Annotated in this window: 17 protein-coding genes; 6 read left to right on the top strand and 11 right to left on the bottom strand. The window is 55.3% G+C overall.

The genetic code is table 11. The features are described from left to right. Positions 1 to 142 precede the first annotated feature (142 nt). Positions 143 to 1,474: a homogentisate 1,2-dioxygenase gene (locus tag H6815_11585; GenBank protein ID MCB9861080.1), complete on the top strand. Its 1,332-nt coding sequence runs from the start codon at positions 143 to 145 to the stop codon at positions 1,472 to 1,474. A gap of 18 nt (positions 1,475 to 1,492) precedes the next feature. Beyond that, the gene (locus tag H6815_11580; protein ID MCB9861079.1) at positions 1,493 to 2,386 is read left to right on the top strand and encodes an FRG domain-containing protein; all 894 of its coding nucleotides are present in this window, start codon (positions 1,493 to 1,495) and stop codon (positions 2,384 to 2,386) included. A gap of 239 nt (positions 2,387 to 2,625) precedes the next feature. On the opposite strand, the gene tnpA is transcribed toward H6815_11580, so the two are convergent. Next, positions 2,626 to 3,078, bottom strand: coding sequence for an IS200/IS605 family transposase (gene tnpA, locus H6815_11575; protein MCB9861078.1), 453 nt, complete (start codon positions 3,076 to 3,078; stop codon positions 2,626 to 2,628). A gap of 178 nt (positions 3,079 to 3,256) precedes the next feature. Further along, positions 3,257 to 3,862 carry an SRPBCC domain-containing protein gene (locus H6815_11570; GenBank protein MCB9861077.1) on the bottom strand — a complete coding sequence of 202 codons (606 nt, stop codon included), beginning with the start codon at positions 3,860 to 3,862 and terminating at the stop codon, positions 3,257 to 3,259. Between the two features lie 82 nt (positions 3,863 to 3,944). On the opposite strand from H6815_11570, the gene H6815_11565 reads away from it, so the two are divergent. Further along, positions 3,945 to 4,421, top strand: coding sequence for a hypothetical protein (locus tag H6815_11565; GenBank protein MCB9861076.1), 477 nt, complete (start codon positions 3,945 to 3,947; stop codon positions 4,419 to 4,421). Positions 4,422 to 4,525: 104 nt separating this feature from the next. Here the strand turns inward: H6815_11565 and H6815_11560 are convergent, their stop codons facing one another. From H6815_11560 to H6815_11530, 7 genes are all read right to left on the bottom strand, one after another. Further along, entirely contained in the window at positions 4,526 to 5,518 is a 993-nt protein-coding gene (locus tag H6815_11560) for a hypothetical protein (GenBank protein MCB9861075.1), read from the bottom strand. A 79-nt stretch (positions 5,519 to 5,597) separates the two neighbouring features. After that, complete coding sequence (locus H6815_11555) at positions 5,598 to 6,290, bottom strand: hypothetical protein (protein ID MCB9861074.1); 693 nt, start codon at positions 6,288 to 6,290, stop codon at positions 5,598 to 5,600. Between the two features lie 90 nt (positions 6,291 to 6,380). Next, positions 6,381 to 6,566: a hypothetical protein gene (locus H6815_11550; protein ID MCB9861073.1), complete on the bottom strand. Its 186-nt coding sequence runs from the start codon at positions 6,564 to 6,566 to the stop codon at positions 6,381 to 6,383. 18 nt (positions 6,567 to 6,584) lie between these two features. Beyond that, positions 6,585 to 6,944, bottom strand: a complete 360-nt coding sequence (locus tag H6815_11545; protein MCB9861072.1) for a cupin domain-containing protein — start codon at positions 6,942 to 6,944, stop codon at positions 6,585 to 6,587. Positions 6,945 to 6,969: 25 nt separating this feature from the next. After that, the gene (locus H6815_11540; GenBank protein ID MCB9861071.1) at positions 6,970 to 8,913 is read right to left on the bottom strand and encodes a ferrous iron transporter B; all 1,944 of its coding nucleotides are present in this window, start codon (positions 8,911 to 8,913) and stop codon (positions 6,970 to 6,972) included. A gap of 52 nt (positions 8,914 to 8,965) precedes the next feature. Continuing rightward, on the bottom strand, positions 8,966 to 9,163 hold the full coding sequence (locus H6815_11535) for a ferrous iron transport protein A (protein MCB9861070.1): 198 nt from the start codon (positions 9,161 to 9,163) through the stop codon (positions 8,966 to 8,968). 328 nt (positions 9,164 to 9,491) lie between these two features. Continuing rightward, the gene (locus tag H6815_11530) at positions 9,492 to 10,271 is read right to left on the bottom strand and encodes a hypothetical protein (GenBank protein MCB9861069.1); all 780 of its coding nucleotides are present in this window, start codon (positions 10,269 to 10,271) and stop codon (positions 9,492 to 9,494) included. Positions 10,272 to 10,431: 160 nt separating this feature from the next. On the opposite strand from H6815_11530, the gene H6815_11525 reads away from it, so the two are divergent. After that, the gene (locus H6815_11525; GenBank protein ID MCB9861068.1) at positions 10,432 to 11,022 is read left to right on the top strand and encodes a hypothetical protein; all 591 of its coding nucleotides are present in this window, start codon (positions 10,432 to 10,434) and stop codon (positions 11,020 to 11,022) included. Positions 11,023 to 11,076: 54 nt separating this feature from the next. Here the strand turns inward: H6815_11525 and mscL are convergent, their stop codons facing one another. After that, entirely contained in the window at positions 11,077 to 11,532 is a 456-nt protein-coding gene (gene mscL / locus H6815_11520; GenBank protein ID MCB9861067.1) for a large conductance mechanosensitive channel protein MscL, read from the bottom strand. A gap of 283 nt (positions 11,533 to 11,815) precedes the next feature. Here mscL and rpmE point away from each other — a divergent pair, with 283 nt between their 5' ends. Together rpmE and metH are read left to right on the top strand one after the other, a co-directional pair. Then, the gene (gene rpmE, locus H6815_11515; protein MCB9861066.1) at positions 11,816 to 12,040 is read left to right on the top strand and encodes a 50S ribosomal protein L31; all 225 of its coding nucleotides are present in this window, start codon (positions 11,816 to 11,818) and stop codon (positions 12,038 to 12,040) included. 146 nt (positions 12,041 to 12,186) lie between these two features. Then, positions 12,187 to 15,816: a methionine synthase gene (gene metH / locus H6815_11510; protein MCB9861065.1), complete on the top strand. Its 3,630-nt coding sequence runs from the start codon at positions 12,187 to 12,189 to the stop codon at positions 15,814 to 15,816. Here the strand turns inward: metH and H6815_11505 are convergent. After that, positions 15,813 to 16,253 carry a hypothetical protein gene (locus H6815_11505; protein MCB9861064.1) on the bottom strand — a complete coding sequence of 147 codons (441 nt, stop codon included), beginning with the start codon at positions 16,251 to 16,253 and terminating at the stop codon, positions 15,813 to 15,815. The two genes, metH and H6815_11505, sit on opposite strands and share 4 nt — an antisense overlap. Positions 16,254 to 16,274 lie beyond the last annotated feature (21 nt).

Raw genomic sequence — 16,274 nt, 5'->3', positions numbered from 1 at the left:
GGTCGAACCGCAGAGGACGAGATGGTGTTCCCCGGTGGACACTCGTGCTGTCCATTTCACGACCACCGTATCCTCTTTTTCACCTGCTCCTCCCTATGATGGCCAAGACCACGCCTGACCAGCATATTGAGGAGTCCCAATCATGGCATACTACACGAAAATGGGCCATCTGCCGAAGAAACGCCACGTCCAGTTCCGCAGACCAGACGGTGCCCTGTACTCTGAAGAACTCTTCGGCACAGAGGGGTTTGTCGGTCCAACCTCCACCATGTACCACATCCATCCGCCGACCCAGGTCTCGGGCTGGGAGACGATGTACGGCACGAAGCCCGAGTACGTCGAGATGGACACCATGCGCATGCGCCATCTCAAGACCGCCCCGATGAAACCCCATGGCGATGCTGTCACCGGGCGCGTCGTCCTGTTTGGCAACGCAGACGTCGAGATGTCAGCCTGCGTCCCGGCCGACCAGATGACCTACCACTTCAAGAACGGTCAGGGCGACGAGTGCTTCTTCGTCCACTACGGCTCGGGCACGCTCCGCTCGTTCATGGGCACGCTGAAGTTCGGCCCAAAGGACTACATCGTCGTCCCCAAGGGCATCATCTACACAATGCAATGGGATGAACGCCCCGACGACGGCTCGGACAATGAGAAGTTCGGCGGCCACACAAAGACAGACATGCCATTCGGAAAGTTTGTGCTGTTCGAGACATGCAACACGTCGCACATCGGTCCGCCGCCGCGTTATGTGTCTAAAGCAAACGGGCAGTTCCTTGAGCACTCGCCCTACTGCGAGCGTGATCTGGTGCTCCCGTTTGCTGACAAGGACAACCCGCTCTACACCGATGAACTCGGCGAGTTCGAGGTGCGCATCAAGGCACGCGACTGCGTCCATAAGTACATCTATCCGTACCATCCGTGCGACATCGTCGGCTGGGACGGCTGCTACTACCCGTACACGTTCAACATCGACGACTTCGCGCCGATCGTGGGCAAGCTGCACATGCCGCCGCCGATCCACCAGACGTTCGAGGCGCACAACTTCGTCATCTGCTCCTTCTGCCCGCGCGTACTCGACTTCCATCCGCAGGCGATCCCCGTCCCGTACAACCATTCCAATCTCGACTCCGACGAGATCCTGTACTACGTCGAGGGCAACTACAAAGCCCGGCGCGGCATCGAGGTCGGGTCCATCTCCGTCCATCCACAGGGCATCCCGCACGGCCCGCATCCAGGCACCGTCGAGGCATCGCTCGGCGCAACGCATACCAACGAACTCGCGGTGATGTGCGACACGTTCCGCCCGATGTTCCCAACCAAGGCAGCACTCGCGCTCGACGACCCCCACTACCCAGCGTCGTGGAAGGATGTTCCTGCGCCCAACGCGCCAAGCCTCAACGGCACATCAACGAACGGCCAAAGCACGCGCTCGCATCCACTGCCGTTCAAGGTAGCGGACACGTGGGCGTGAGGAAGTATGAGGGATCGAATGAGCGAGTCGTGTAAACAGGAGTACCCAACGAACTGGGAAGAGTTAACCGAACTTCTTTGGAATTTTCATCGAAGTGGCTTCGGGGAAGACCCATCAATCTATGCATTTCGGGGCGAATCGGAGGAGTTTCCATCATGCTATCCAAATATCGATCGTCTGTTTCACCCCGATGATGATGATTTCAAGCCTAGATTGAATGATGAGACATTTCTTCAAAAGCGACTTGAGACGGAAAGACGACTTGTCAATCTTTTCTATCGAAAAGCAACGTTGCTACTTTCACTAGGTGAACAAAGGATGGTTTCGCAACTCGGCTTCGACTGCCAGGCAGTTATGCGGCACTTTGGCGCTCCCACACGACTCCTTGATTGGACGCATTCACCTTGGGTAGCTTTGTACTTTGCTTGCGAGTGTGCTGACCGCAAAGACACAAAATGTGCCAGAATACGCGTTTTCGATTACAAGCAGCTAGAAAAACAGATGGAGGATAATTATGGAGATGCAATTAGATCTCTCAGTACCATTGAACGTCGCGCTGATGGTCGGGCAATTGCAACTTTTTATAGCTCCTTAATCGAGTCCTGCGATCTGAAGAATATCGGTAACTGGGTCTGTGGTTCCGACATTCAAGGCCCTATGTTTCCGCGACTAGTAGCCCAGCAAGGTATTTTTACCTTTGCCTCAAAGCCGTTTATTGATCACTGGAAAACGATTTGCGATATGTTGAAAGACATTAAGGATGCAACCACTGAAATTCTGATCCCACCTGATCTCAAGCAAGAAGTGATTCGACGATTGGTGACGATGGGCATAGATGGATTCAGCATCTTTCCTGACATTGAAGGAGTTGCAAGAAGCCTCATTAACGATGTCCGATCGAGAGTAACCTAAGTAAATGTCTTCAGCCCCAAAGGGGCTAAACGAATGTAGCCACGGGTGAAGCGCAGCGCAACCCGTGGGACAAGATCATGCGACTGTACCCCTCTGCCCCGCAGGGGCAGGGGCAGAGCCTTCGCCACACCTGAAAACTATCCACGGGTGGCGCTTCGGCCGGTATGCACCGGGCTCATCTCTACCCGTGGCTACATCCCTGTGCTCCTTCGGAGCACTGCTCAAACTCATCCAAAGGCTCAATCAAACACATATTTCTCATCAAACTCGATCTGATGCGCACGGAGCAGTTTCAGCACTTCTGACTGAAAATCTTCCTTCGCATGATGCTCTCGCTGCGTTGCAATGTATCGCTTGACAGCTTCTTCCTGCGATTTGCTCACGGAGAACACGCTGTACCCCTCCTGCCACGCGAACATGGACAGATCGGGAAACGTCTCGTGGATCCACTTCGATGAGCGGGATTTGACGATGCGCATGAGGTCGGACACTGGGCTATCTGTTCGCCAGCGGAAGTACAGATGGACGTGGTCTTCAACGCCACCGATCGCGTAGAGCACGCCGTTTTCTGCTCGAATGATCCCGCCGATATACGCATAGAGACGATCAGCAATCTCTGGTGTCATCCACGGCGTGCGATGCTTCGTTGAGAAGACAACATGCAGAAGAATCTGTGAGAATGTGCCGGGCATGCCGAATCCTTCGCTCCTTCGGAGCGGGAAAGCAAGGAAGCGGAGAAACACAACTCTCTCCACGGGTTGCACCCGTGGCTACAAACCAATGCCCCTTCGGGGCAAGTACCTCATCTCACTTATAATCCAACATATGCTGGACCTATTACTTCCGATCCCCCACAACGCACCTTCTCCACTACCGCAACGACTCGATCAGTTTTTCATACAGCCCGCGGTTTGCCTGCTCGAAGAACGCCATCATCCGGCGCAGTTCGGGCGAGTCGGTGTATCCCAATCCGTACGACGCTACCCGCGTGGTTGTCGGATCGAGAGAATCAAACAGGATCACGTTGTAGAGGTTTGCTGCATCCCGCTTGAGCACCTCGGGCCAGTTGGCGGACACATCCGCCTGCAATGTCAGCAACCGCATCGGGACGTAGTTGACAATATGGAGCGTGTTGACGCCGTCACCGGTGAGATCGCCGTCCTCGCGATAGGTCGTGCGGATGGTGCCGCCGGGTCGAAGATCGACATCCGCAGCGACCGCAGCCCACGACGCGTACCCGTCGGACGTGGTGTAGGCAGCCCACACACGCTCGATCGGCGCGTGGACTGTCACGGTCTCCTGCACGACAAGGCCGCCATCGTCCGTTTCATGCACAGCATGGGTTATCTCGGGCACGCCCTGTGCCGTGTGATCTGCACCGGTGTTGGTCGAGCCGGAATGCGCACACCCAACCATGAGAACACTCAGACAGCATGCAGAAACACTCATGCGGAGAAAGATACATATGTTGTTCATTCAAGATCGTACCCCACTCTCCCCCGGACTCCCCCAAGCTGCAGAAGTTTGTTATACTCTGGCCCCTGAAAGGAGCTGAAACATGGCATACCGCGAGCCGGATTACGTCAAGGTAGCAAAGAGACAGCGATTTCTGCTCATGAGTATTCTGGCAATGCTGTTGCTCTATGCGATTCAGATCTCGCGGGTGACGGTCGGATTCCTCCAGCACCCAAACTTCACGCTCGCTTTCTCGATCCTGACGATAGGCGTCGCACTTTCCTGCGCTATCTTGCTAATCATGCTGATGGTTGCAATGCGCAAGAATATTCTGATCATCATTCTGATGACGATTGTCATGATCATCCCGTTGATCAACCTGATCCTGCTGCTGTTCGTGAACAACGAAGCAACCACGATGCTCCGGACAAAGGGTGCCAAGGTCGGATTCTTTGGTGTAAGCCCCGATGAGTACCCCAAGCTGCACAAGGGCAACTGCATGGGCTGCGGATATGACCGTTCGGGGCTGGAGTTGCTTGCGCCGTGTCCCGAGTGCGGACGCATACCGGAAGTTCGTTGATCTCACAACCCTGAACGTGCAGTGTGACGAATCGAGTACATCTCCCGAAGCTGGACTTGGGTTGTTCATCCGCACTACAAGTCACTGACCAGAGCACGTCTCGTTCACCGCTGATTGCGGTAGACAGCGTGGCAGTCCGTGCATGACGCCTTGATGATATCGAACTGGCGCGAGAGCAGTTCTGCGGATGAGCCGTCCACAATCATGTCTTCAAGCTGCTGGGAGTGTGTGTGCGCCTCGTCCATCCACGCGACAAACTCTATCGAATCGTTGTGCTTGTACTCGACATCGTTCAGCAGACGATACAGATCCGCGAGCTTTCCCGCCTCGGCTGCTGGCACAAGATCCGGATGGTCCGCAGGCACTTTCCAACCAGCTTTCTCGATCTCCTTCAGATGTTCTACCGCGATATCAATATCCACCATGCCCTGCACAAAGCTGCCGGGTGTTGATACTTCTGGAAAACTCGCAGGCACGAGGTTGATGCGATCGTCACTGATCGGTTCTGACTCGAGCGCACACGTGTAAAGCCCCTGATACGACGATGATGTGCCGGACACGTGCATGCGCTCCACCGCCTCGTCGGGTGTCAGCCAGCCGAGACTCGACGCAATCGCAGCAGCAGCGCCAGCGCTTCGATGCTTGCCATGGTGGCAGTGAACGTACACGGGTCCCTCTGCGAGCGCATCGCGCGATGCACGCACAAGTTCGAGCTTGCGCTGCTCATCAAACCCGTTGTATCCGATTGGCAGATGGATGTAACGGATCCCGTGGGCCTTTGCCTTATCGACCTCGGGTACCGCGCCATCGACACTGATGATCGTCCTGATTCCCATCGCAGCGAGCGTGTCAAACCCTTCATCGCTCTCTGGTGCAGACCCCGAATAGAAGTCATCGTGATAGGCGACCACGTTGTGAAGCCCCGGCATGTGTATCGGCATCGTGTCGTCGAGGGAGGGTGTCGCGACAGTGTGAATCTCGTGGTGCTCACCCACAGGGGCTGTCGTGTGAGATCCCTCGTCATGTACACATGAAGCGAGCAGAACCGAACCAGCAACCAACGCGAGCGAGGAAGCAGCCACCGTAAATCGTGCCATCAAGATCTCCCAAAAGTGATAAAGAACATGTGTCTATGCATTCTATAGTGAATATGTGCTCGAATGGTTCCTTGTTCGATCAATTTAGAGTTTTGCCGCACTCGGGGCACGGCGCTGCAGCATCAAGCCCTTCTCGCACGTATCCGCATCGCACACACCTGCCCTTTCTTCTGCGGTACTGTGCTCGCATCAAGAGACTGCCTCTCACTGGCACGTATGACACCAGACTCCACACGAGCACGTCGACAAGAAACCCGGGGAAGATCGGAGAAAGCGGAAGCGCACGCGAATTGAACTCCTTGTCCCGAGGAAACTGCACACCACCCTTGACACTGTAAAGAATGTCACTGTTTGAGATCTGTTGCTTCCAGTGTACCGAGCACGACAATGCGGGCATTGGCCAGCCCGTCGCGTGATACAGCGCGTACATGTTCAGCTCATCCACGGATCGGGGTCGCATGTGGCGCGGCACTGCTTTAAGCAATACGTTGCGCGCGTTGTAATCATCGAGCGACATCATCATCGACATGCCCGAGATCTGCATGTGCCAGTATGTGTACACCCGATGCCACGCATTGGCGCCGCGGCTGATCTGCCAGATACGAATATCGTCGGCTGCCTTTGTCAGGCCCACCTCATCAGTTGCGGGCGGCCCCTGCCATCTGTGCTTCAATGGCAGAAACATTGCCAGCCACGCAAGAACAACAGTAATAGCAATGCCCAGCATGATCGATACAAGCAGACCTCGGACTGAATGGCCTCGCGTCATCATGGGCCCATCATAGGAAGCACGCAAGATGTAACTCGCATGCACGCCCGGCATCGTGAATACACATAGGAAACGTGACACGTCTGTGACACATCAGTTCTGTGGATCGGTATCGGTGTCGCGTCGTGCGCTGATTGTTAATGCGGTCCTGACCTGCTTTGGCTTTGCGAATCGCTTTCCGAAGAGGATGCGCGCGATCGGACGCGCGACAGCAACCATTGCGACAAACACAATCAGTGTTGCCATCCAGAACTGCCAGTCGTCTACCGGAAACTTCATGCAAGCTCGCTCCGCAATTCACAACGACGCGAGATTGCGCACGGTGCGCTCGTTCTCGATATTGCCTGTATTGACAACGTCGGCTGGCTCGAACAGCACCACACAGCATTCCGCATCAGCAACGGGGCGATGCTCGACACCCCTCGGCACAACACATACGTCGCCCGGCCCGAGCGTGATACGCCGATCACGGAACTCCAGCACCATTGTGCCACGATGCACAAGGAACATCTCATCCGCATCGTCGTGGGCGTGCCAGACAAACTCACCTTTCAGCTTTGCCAGCCGGACGTGCTGGCCGTTCAGTTCTGCGGCGACGCGCGGCGACCAGTATTCAGAGAATGAGTCGAAGGCTTTGTCGAGGTTGAAGCTATTCATGCACTATTGTAGGGAAACACTCGCGCTACGACATGACATTGAATGCTATAAACGCTCCAACATATGCCAGCAATGTCATCCATCCGAGTTGGAGAAACGCCCACTTCCACCCGCCCGCCTCTTTCGCGGTCAGCACAACCGTCGGCAGGCACAGCATGGCAAAGACATAATACACAAGCAATGACCACGACGTTGCACGTGTAAATACAGGTGTGCCGTCGTCACGTGTTGCGTGGGCAATCCTGTCTCTCACCATTGGATCGTCGGCATCGTCCTCGCCAGCGATCTGCACTGCCATCGTGGACACAAACACCTCACGAGCTGCGAAGCTCGCCAGCACCCCTACCGTCAGTTGCCTGTCATACCCAAGCGGTGCAAACACCGGCTGGAACACCGAGCCGATCCGACCAAGGAAGCTGTGCCTAGATGCGTGCATTGCTTCGATCCGGTCGACCTGAGCAATGAGATCATCACGCCCTTCATCGGTTGATGCAACTTCAGCATCAGCGCGCAGTTGCGTCGCTTGCGATGGTGCATCAACGTGCGGGTACTCGTTGAGCCACCACAGCACGATCGAGATCATGAGAATCACCGTGCCTGCGTTACGCACGAACAACCATCCACGGTCCCACGCGCTGAGAAACGCATTTCGCAGGTTTGGAAGTCGATACGCGGGTAACTCGAGAGCCATCGGCGCTGATGGTCCCTTGAGAATGGTTCGACGCGCAACCAGCGAACTGAGTATGCCAGCAGCAATTCCGAGTACATAGCACATGCCGAACGCAAGCGCCTGACGAAGTTCGTTACCCGGAAAAAGAAGACCAACGAGCAGCACATAGACAGGTATACGCGCGGTACATGACATGAACGGCGCAACAAGAATCGTGGCTAGTTTGTCACGTTTGTCGGGCACACCACGAGCCGCCATGATGCCGGGCAGTGCGCACGCGTGCGACGAAAGCAGAGGCACAAACGCGTACCCAGTCAAACCGAATGGACGCAGCAACCGATCCATAAGGAATGCGGCGCGCGCAAGGTATCCTGTATCTTCCAGCATTGTGATAAGAAAGAACAAAATACAGATCTGCGGCAGGAACACCAGCGTTGCACCAACACCCGCGATGACCCCGTTGACAAGTAGATCCTGCAAAATCCCAGTAGGAAGCATGCCACTCACACCATCACCAATGACCGCAAACAACTGGTCGATCCAGTCCATGGGATACGACGCGAACTTGAACACCGCAAGGAACAACGCGCCCATGATGGCAAGAAACACCAGCAGGCCGACGATCGGGTTTGTCAGCATACGATCGGCACGATCTGTCCCGTTTCCCTCGGCTTCCCGTTCCTTGCGCAGCGCAATGTCGCGGCATACACGCTCGACCCACGCGTCGATTGCTGTATGTTCGATACGATCGGCATGTGGCACCTTTGCCCGGTGTAGCGCCGACTTCAGTGCGTCAACTCCAAGGCCTGTGCGACTGCTGCAAGCGATCACCTCGCACCCCAGCTCCTTCGCAAGTACTGTCTCCTCAGCATGGATTCCTCGCTTGACGGCCGAATCCACCATGGTAATCGCAACAACCATGGGTACATGTGTTCTCGCTACTTCCCCAACAAGCCGCAATCCGCGTGGAATGTTGTGCGCATCAATGATCACACACACCGCGTGAACTCTGGTTTCTTCTGCTTCAGCTTCGAGCACCTTCTTGCACAGCACTGATTCTGCTGATTCAAGGTCAAGCGAGTACGCACCAGGCAGATCCACAAGCTCGATTGCTTTCGCGGTCTCTATACGACCAATACGCGCATCCTGGGTTGTTCCTGGATAGTTGCTCGTCCGCTGGCGCAGACCACACAACTTATTGAAGAGTGTTGTCTTGCCAGAATTCGGGTTTCCAATCATCGCAACACGAATCCGCTTCAATGAAGCAATGGCTGACACACTCGTTTCAGCAGTGGGCATAGCGAAGTCCGAAGCAGAAAGACAAATCTCTGGGGTTGCTGATATTGATGCGCTATCTGGTCTCTGCGACTTGTTCAACAAGCACCTTGTCCGCAAGCACACGTGAAAGTCCAACACGACACGACTGGTTGCACACGTCAAGCACCTCGACGATACATGGCTGCCCTCGCTGGCAGACTTTCACGCGCGAGTTCTCTCGTAAGCCAAGTGCTCGCAAATAGGCCGCGTCCCGATCCGGCAAATGGGTCATATGCACCCGAGCTACCCGTCCGCGCGGCAGTGTAGAAAGTGCACATGTGCAGACATCGCACTCACTTGCGTTCAGATCGGGCTTAAGCGGGCAGGGCGCGCAGGCAGCCACAGAAGGCGACAATACCTCAAGTGATGGCAACGATCTGATGTCAGACCCGTGACGCTGCATCCCAAAGCTCCCATCGAACAGCACGCCGTTCGGAACGAGCGTATTGTAGACTCTCGTGTCTCTTTGTCTCGAAAATGAGACTCGATCTCAACAATAATTAAAAAGCCCGATTTTTGAATCAATACCGCTGTCAACTATCAACTGGTTTCTCCTCAGGCTACTGCGATATCCCTCGATGTCCCATCCCGCACTCCGGGCAGATCGACGCACCTGCAAGCCCGCGCAGGTCATAGCCACATCTGGCACACGCACCACGTCTCGTTCGGATCACACCTCGAACAAACCCAAGCGTGAGTGGCAAACAAAGCATCAATACACCCCAGGCTGCAGTCCAGATGGCAATATTGGCAAACATTCCACCCCACAGCACACGCAACGGCAAATGTGCGGACTCGGTTGTACCCGGCAGCCGAGTGGAAAAGAACGAACGTCTCACGCCAACAGTCCCAGGCGCAAAGTAGCCTCGGCTACCCGGAAGCACCACATATCCCCACATGCAGCGCATCGGATACCCGCACAGAAAGAACGCAGCGGAATCCGGATGCGATGACGCAGCGAGCGCCTCGAACGCAGGTTGCATCGGCGACAGCCGTAACTCGACGCTGTTCGCCGCGTTCGTGCGTCCCTGCAGCGCAAAGAACCCCGACGTGTCATCCCCCGAAACTGGAAGCACCGGTACAAACAACCCGTAGATGCTGATTTCGGTACACCCGAGTGTGCTGCGCGAGTGGTACGCACGCCACACATCATTCCCCGGGATCTGTGACGCGTGAAGCGTTCGTAGATAGTTCCACGCGTCAGACGAACCAACCCTTAATGTTGCAAATCGAACCGCTGCGCCCCATGCAAGCAGAACCGCAGTGCATACGCCTAGCAGCACGCACACCACGCACCGTTTCCACGGATACCGACGTTGATCTGTCCTGTCGCAAGCCATGCCATGTTCTCATTGTGCGTTCGACCCGGTCGGTTTCATGGAAGATCAGAACGATATTCGCACTCTGTCCGTGTGTTCACATCGGTATTCTGTCAGCCTATAACACGCGAAGCACCAGTGCCCAACGGACAACGAACAAGACCAAGCAGGACAGGCCAGAATGCAGTTCAAAGTGACAGGAAAGAATCCGAAGGGTGAACTAACTTCCATGACGCTGGAAGCTGTCGACGAACTCGAAGCACTGCTTGACGCACTCCACAAGCACGATATCTCAGAAGCAACCGCCGAGGTTGTCGAAACTTCGCTGATTGCATTATCGCCAGCAAACACACAGCAACCTCCTTCATCATCACCAGCAGCAGACCTTGCGTTCGGCATGGTCGACAAGTGGGCAAACGAGAAGAAACAGACAAACACACTAGCAGAACCAGCACTAGTCGACGTTCCAAAGTCGAGTGCCGTCATTGAAGACCTGCAACGGCAGATCGATTCCGCCTACACAACAATCAGACAACTCCGCGACCAGGTGCGCGCGCTAGAACTCCATCAGGAAAGCGCGCCCTCGTACATCCGTTCGATCGCAAAGGAAGAAGCTGCAAAGGGTAAATGGACACGCCGAATCATCCTGCTGGTTGCATTTCTTGGTGTGCTTGCGCTGAGCCCGTCCATGCCCGAGGTGATGCAGAACATACAGACATTCATCGAGAACGCAACTGGCCAGCGCGTTGATCTTGGTGAAAACACACCATAAGAAAACCGCTCCGGAAACGGAGCGGTTGTATAGATACCTCAGATACTTTCGAGATCAGGCTTTGTTGGCAAGCAGGTCGCGGATCTCTGCAAGGAGCACTTCTTGTGCTGGTGGCGCTGCAGGAGCTGCTGCTTCCTGCTCCTTCTCAAAGGTTGCCTTCGCCTTGTTCATCATCTTGATAATCATGAAGATGACGAACGCGAGAATAATGAAGTTTACAAACACTGTGACAAAGTTGCCATAGGCAAGAACGGAACCCGCAGCCCTCGCATCATCAAGACTCAGCGGCGCTCCAGTAGTCTTCGCTGCTTCCACCGCGTCCTTTGCAGACTTCGACAGCGGAATGAACATGTTTGAGAAATCGACGTTACCCGCTATGCCCACAACCGGCATGACAACGTCCTTGATGAGTGACTGGACAATACCACCGAATGCACCACCGATGATGATGCCGACGGCCATATCCATCATGTTGCCCTTCATGGCAAACTCTTTGAACTCTTTGATGATCCCCATCTGTCGTAACTCCTTTTCTCGTTACATACTGTGTGGGTGCCAGTACGGGCACAAACCAAAGCAACGCGAGCCTTTAGGCGTATCAGCCTGCGCGGCTACAAACATCACTTCTTTTCGGACCAGTGTATCGTCAGATGGACTCTAAATCGACCACAGACATGGACTTGTACCGCGTGTCCCAGCCGCACTCATCGAACCTGCACTTGAAATTTGGCATCGAACGCCTGCCTGTCTATCATCACGGCTCTGTTTCGCCGACGATTCATCGGAGATCGCTATGAAGAAGGACATCCATCCCCAGTTCTACAACTGCAAGGTCTACCACAGAGGTGAGGTCGTGATGACTGTTGGAGCGACCGTGCCCGAGATGCACGTCGAAATCTGGTCCGGCTCCCACCCGTTCTTTACCGGCAAGGCCACCTTCGTGGACACCACCGGCCGTGTCGAAAAGTTCCAGAAGAAGTTCGGCGGGAACTACTTCGCGGACAAGAAGAAGAAATAAAAGCCAATATTGGGCTGAAAATGACGATTTCAAGGCTCAGCGCGATGCTGAGCCTTTTTCATGTGCAAACAGGCCCGCTTTTATCCGTTCTCCCGAATGAATGGATATACTAACTCAGAAGCCCATACACGCTGGAGATATCACACATGTCAAGCCCTTACCTCGATGCTCTCAGTCAACGACTGCTCGTCATCGACGGCGCGATGGGCACCTCCATCCATCAGCACGATCTGGATCTGGAAAAGGACTACTGCAACTGCGAGAACTGCACAGATCTATTGGTCGCAACCAGACCCGATGTCATCCAGTCCATCCACGAAGAGTTTCTCACCGTCGGCTCAGATGCGGTCGAGACAGACACGTTCGGCTCCAACCCGATTGTGCTCGCTGAGTTTGATCTGACCGATCGCGCATTCGAACTGAACAAGCAGGGCGCTGAGATCGCCCGTGCCGCGTGCGAGAAGTACTCAACAAAGGACAAGCCCCGATTCGTGCTTGGCTCCATCGGTCCCGGCACAAAGCTGATCACGCTCGGCAACACAACATGGGACGCGCTGCACGAGTCGTACCGCGTGCAGGCAAGTGGATTGATCGCGGGCGGCACCGATGCGCTGCTGATCGAAACATGCCAGGACCTGCTGCAGGTGAAGTGCGCAATCAATGCGTGCCTGACTGCGCTGAAAGAGAAGAACCTTTCGCCTTCAGACATCCCGATCAGCGTCAGCGTCACCATCGAAACAACCGGTTCGATGCTGCTTGGCACATCGATCGAAGCAGCGATGGTTGCGCTCAAGGGATACCCAATTGCGTCGCTCGGACTCAACTGCGCAACTGGACCCGAAGAGATGGCAGAGCATGTTGCTGCGCTGTGCAAGCACTGGGATCGCGCAGTCTCTGTTGTTCCGAACGCGGGATTGCCCGTGCTTGTTGATGGCCGAACGGACTATCCGCTCAAGCCGCAACCAATGGCTGATGTGATGCAACGGTACATCGAGCCAACGCACGGGATGCACGGCGCGACGATCATCGGCGGCTGCTGCGGCACAACGCCGGAGCACATCAGGAAACTTGCGGAGATTGCTGAAGCGCACAACACAAAGCACGCCAAAGCGTCCCGTACAAGCATCGCTGTCGATGCGATGCCACCCGCGTGCACATCGCTTTATTCGTGCGTCGACCATCATCAGGACGCCTCGGTGCTGATCATCGGCGAGCGCATGAACGCGTCCGGCAGCCGAAAGTTCAAGCAGCTTCTCGAAGCGGAAGACTTCGACGGGATCATCTCGCTTGCTCGCGAGCAGATCCGCAAGGACGGCGCGCACCTGCTCGATCTGAACGTTGATTACGCGGGTCGCGACAATGTGAAGGACATGCAGGAGATCGTCTCGCGCGTGGTGCGGCAGATCGACGCACCACTGGTGCTCGACTCGACACAGATCCCAACAATCGAAGCCGGGCTCAAATGCGCACCAGGCAAGTGCGTCATCAACAGCGCAAACTTTGAAGATGGCGAAGAGAAGTTCGACCAGATCTGTTCTCTCGCAACAACATATGGCGCAGCACTTGTGATTGGATCAATCGACGAGGATCCTGACAACGCGATGGCGCGCACTGCTGACCGGAAGTTGTCTATCGCTGAGCGCGCATTACGTCGCGCTGTAGATGTGCACGGGCTTGACCCTGCCGATATCTTCTTCGATCCGCTCGTGCTCCCCATCTCGACAGGCCTCGACTCTGATCGCCGCAGCGCACTCGAACTGATCAACGGCGTGCGCATGATCTCTGAGAAGTTCCCGACATCACAGATCACGTGCGGACTAAGCAACTGCTCATTCGGGCTTGATCCCCGCGCCCGTCTCGTGCTCAACTCGGCGTTGCTCGTCGAACTGATGAACGCGGGACTTACCAGCGCGATCCTGCACGCTGGCAAGATCGTGCCGCAGAACAAGGTGCCGGAAGTCCAGTGGAACGCAGCGCTCGATCTGATCTATGACCGCCGGCACGAATCTGCTGGTGGCACTGGACTGCCCGAGGGAATCACCGATCAATCGTTCGATCCGCTCGAAGCATTCGTCGCGCTGTTTGCAGACAAAGACGCGATCGATACCGCGAAAGTTGCTGCAAAGGACCTCACGCTCGAAGAGCGGATGCGCATGCACATTATCGATGGCGAAAAAGAGGGCTTGATCGACACACTCGATGAGGCGCTACAGCAATACTCCGCGCTCGACATCATCAACGACCACCTGCTCGATGGCATGAAGACCGTTGGTGAACTCTTCGGTGCTGGAAAGATGCAGTTGCCGTTTGTGCTCCAGAGCGCAGAAGTCATGAAGACATCCGTCGCGCATCTCGAGCAGTTCATGGAAAAGTCGAGCGGTTCAAAGTCCAAGGGATCGATCGTGCTCGCGACTGTGAAGGGCGATGTGCACGACATCGGCAAGAACCTCGTCGACATCATACTGACAAACAATGGGTACACCGTCCACAACATCGGCATCAAGCAGCCGATTTCCGACATTGTCGCAAAGTGGAAGGAAACCAATGCCAACGCGATCGGTCTCTCCGGTTTGCTCGTCAAGAGCGTGATCGTGATGGAGGAGAACCTGCAGGAACTCAACCGTCTGAGCATCTCGGTTCCCATGCTGCTCGGCGGCGCAGCACTCACGCGCCACTACGCGGAAGGCCATCTCAAACAACTCTACGAGGGCGAGCTGTTCTATTGCAAGGACGCGTTCGATGGCTTGCACACGATGGATAGGATCGGCGCAAATGATACAGCGTCCCTCCATGAAGCAGCACGAGAACGTCTTGCCAAACGTTCCGATGCCGAGCGAACCATCGCAGAAAACAAGGCAGCAAAGGCGCGGGCAGAGCAGGAGTTCGAGTCGGGCCGCGCAGTTGCTTCGACTGCGACACTCGTTCGCAGCGAGGTCGCACGAAAGGTTGCTGTTCCGACACCGCCGTTCCTTGGCTCGCGCGTGGTGACGGACATCAGTCTCGATCATCTGTATCCCTATATCAACACAACAGCGCTCTTCCGCGGGCAATGGCAGTTCAAGAAAGGAGCCATGTCCAACGACGAATATCAGGAAAAGCTCGACTCGGATGTCATGCCGGTCTTTGAAAACCTGAAAACACGTTGCAAGCAGGAAGGCATCCTCTCACCGAAAGTGGTGTACGGATACTACCTGTGTGCCTCGGATGGTGATGATCTGATTCTCTTTGATCCCAATGATCCCGAGAAGCAGATCGAGCGATTTACCTTCCCACGTCAGGACGCAAGAAAGCGTTTGTGCATCTCCGATTTCTTCCGCAGCGTGGACGAGATCGATCCTGCATCGACAGATCCGATGCTCGCTGGTCGGGATGTCATCGCGATGCACTGCGTCACCGTCGGCACGCGTGTCAGCGAGGAAGCGCAGAAGCTCTTCGCAGCAGACAAGTACACCGATTATCTGTATCTGCACGGATTTGGTGTGGAATGCGCCGAAGCACTCGCGGAACTCTGGCACAAACGCATCCGCCAGGAACTCGGTATCGCGGGCGATGATTCGCCACGGATTCGCGATCTGTTCACGCAGGGATACCGCGGCTCGCGGTACTCATTCGGATATCCGGCGTGCCCCGCGCTGTCAGATCAGGAGATTCTGTTCAGACTGCTCAAGCCCGAACGCATCGACTGCACACTCACCGAGAACTGGCAGATCGACCCGGAGCAATCGACCAGTGCGATCGTTGTCCACCATCCGGAAGCACGATACTTTGCGATCTAGTTCTCTGGAACTTCAGTCGGCATTTGGTTTGCTGACGAGAGCGCTGTTTCCAGTTCTTTCAGGGATTGCTCTAGTTCACGCCGGGTATCCCAGTTCTCAATGAGCAGTTCATGTGTCCGGCGAAACGTAGTTTCAACAGTCCGATGAGCAATCAGATGGATTAGCAGATTGCTTGTAAACAGGCCAAAGATCACAGCAACAACAAATGTGAGGTAGACCATCCCTTGTGTGGTTCCTGACGGTGCCCCCATTTGAGCAACCAAGATCAGCATACGCACTACCATTGTCACACCGAGTGCTATCCCAATGGCGAAGACAAACCGCATCACCGATGCCACGCGCGATCGTTTGAGTGATCGACGGATCCGCTCCACATAATCCTCGTCTGACAGAGGTTCGGGGAACACCTTCATCCCAAGAAAGTACCGCGGCTTCATGTTCTATTATTGGTTCGCAGT

This window comes from Phycisphaeraceae bacterium (assembly GCA_020639155.1).
Taxonomy (GTDB): Bacteria; Planctomycetota; Phycisphaerae; order Phycisphaerales; family UBA1924; genus JACKHF01.
The sequence above is the reverse complement of the archived record's forward strand: the minus strand, read 5'-3'. Positions and strand labels throughout refer to the sequence as shown.

Excerpts from the sequence above, each read along its gene's own strand:
- H6815_11585 (MCB9861080.1), top strand. The coding sequence starts at position 143 with ATGGCATACTACACGAAAATGGGCCATCTGCCGAAGAAACGCCACGTC.
- H6815_11580 (MCB9861079.1), top strand. The coding sequence starts at position 1,493 with ATGAGCGAGTCGTGTAAACAGGAGTACCCAACGAACTGGGAAGAGTTA.
- tnpA (MCB9861078.1), bottom strand. The coding sequence starts at position 3,078 with ATGCCCGGCACATTCTCACAGATTCTTCTGCATGTTGTCTTCTCAACG.
- H6815_11570 (MCB9861077.1), bottom strand. The coding sequence starts at position 3,862 with ATGAACAACATATGTATCTTTCTCCGCATGAGTGTTTCTGCATGCTGT.
- H6815_11565 (MCB9861076.1), top strand. The coding sequence starts at position 3,945 with ATGGCATACCGCGAGCCGGATTACGTCAAGGTAGCAAAGAGACAGCGA.
- H6815_11560 (MCB9861075.1), bottom strand. The coding sequence starts at position 5,518 with ATGGCACGATTTACGGTGGCTGCTTCCTCGCTCGCGTTGGTTGCTGGT.
- H6815_11555 (MCB9861074.1), bottom strand. The coding sequence starts at position 6,290 with ATGATGACGCGAGGCCATTCAGTCCGAGGTCTGCTTGTATCGATCATG.
- H6815_11550 (MCB9861073.1), bottom strand. The coding sequence starts at position 6,566 with ATGAAGTTTCCGGTAGACGACTGGCAGTTCTGGATGGCAACACTGATT.
- H6815_11545 (MCB9861072.1), bottom strand. The coding sequence starts at position 6,944 with ATGAATAGCTTCAACCTCGACAAAGCCTTCGACTCATTCTCTGAATAC.
- H6815_11540 (MCB9861071.1), bottom strand. The coding sequence starts at position 8,913 with ATGCCCACTGCTGAAACGAGTGTGTCAGCCATTGCTTCATTGAAGCGG.
- H6815_11535 (MCB9861070.1), bottom strand. The coding sequence starts at position 9,163 with ATGACCCATTTGCCGGATCGGGACGCGGCCTATTTGCGAGCACTTGGC.
- H6815_11530 (MCB9861069.1), bottom strand. The coding sequence starts at position 10,271 with ATGGCTTGCGACAGGACAGATCAACGTCGGTATCCGTGGAAACGGTGC.
- H6815_11525 (MCB9861068.1), top strand. The coding sequence starts at position 10,432 with ATGCAGTTCAAAGTGACAGGAAAGAATCCGAAGGGTGAACTAACTTCC.
- rpmE (MCB9861066.1), top strand. The coding sequence starts at position 11,816 with ATGAAGAAGGACATCCATCCCCAGTTCTACAACTGCAAGGTCTACCAC.
- metH (MCB9861065.1), top strand. The coding sequence starts at position 12,187 with ATGTCAAGCCCTTACCTCGATGCTCTCAGTCAACGACTGCTCGTCATC.
- H6815_11505 (MCB9861064.1), bottom strand. The coding sequence starts at position 16,253 with ATGAAGCCGCGGTACTTTCTTGGGATGAAGGTGTTCCCCGAACCTCTG.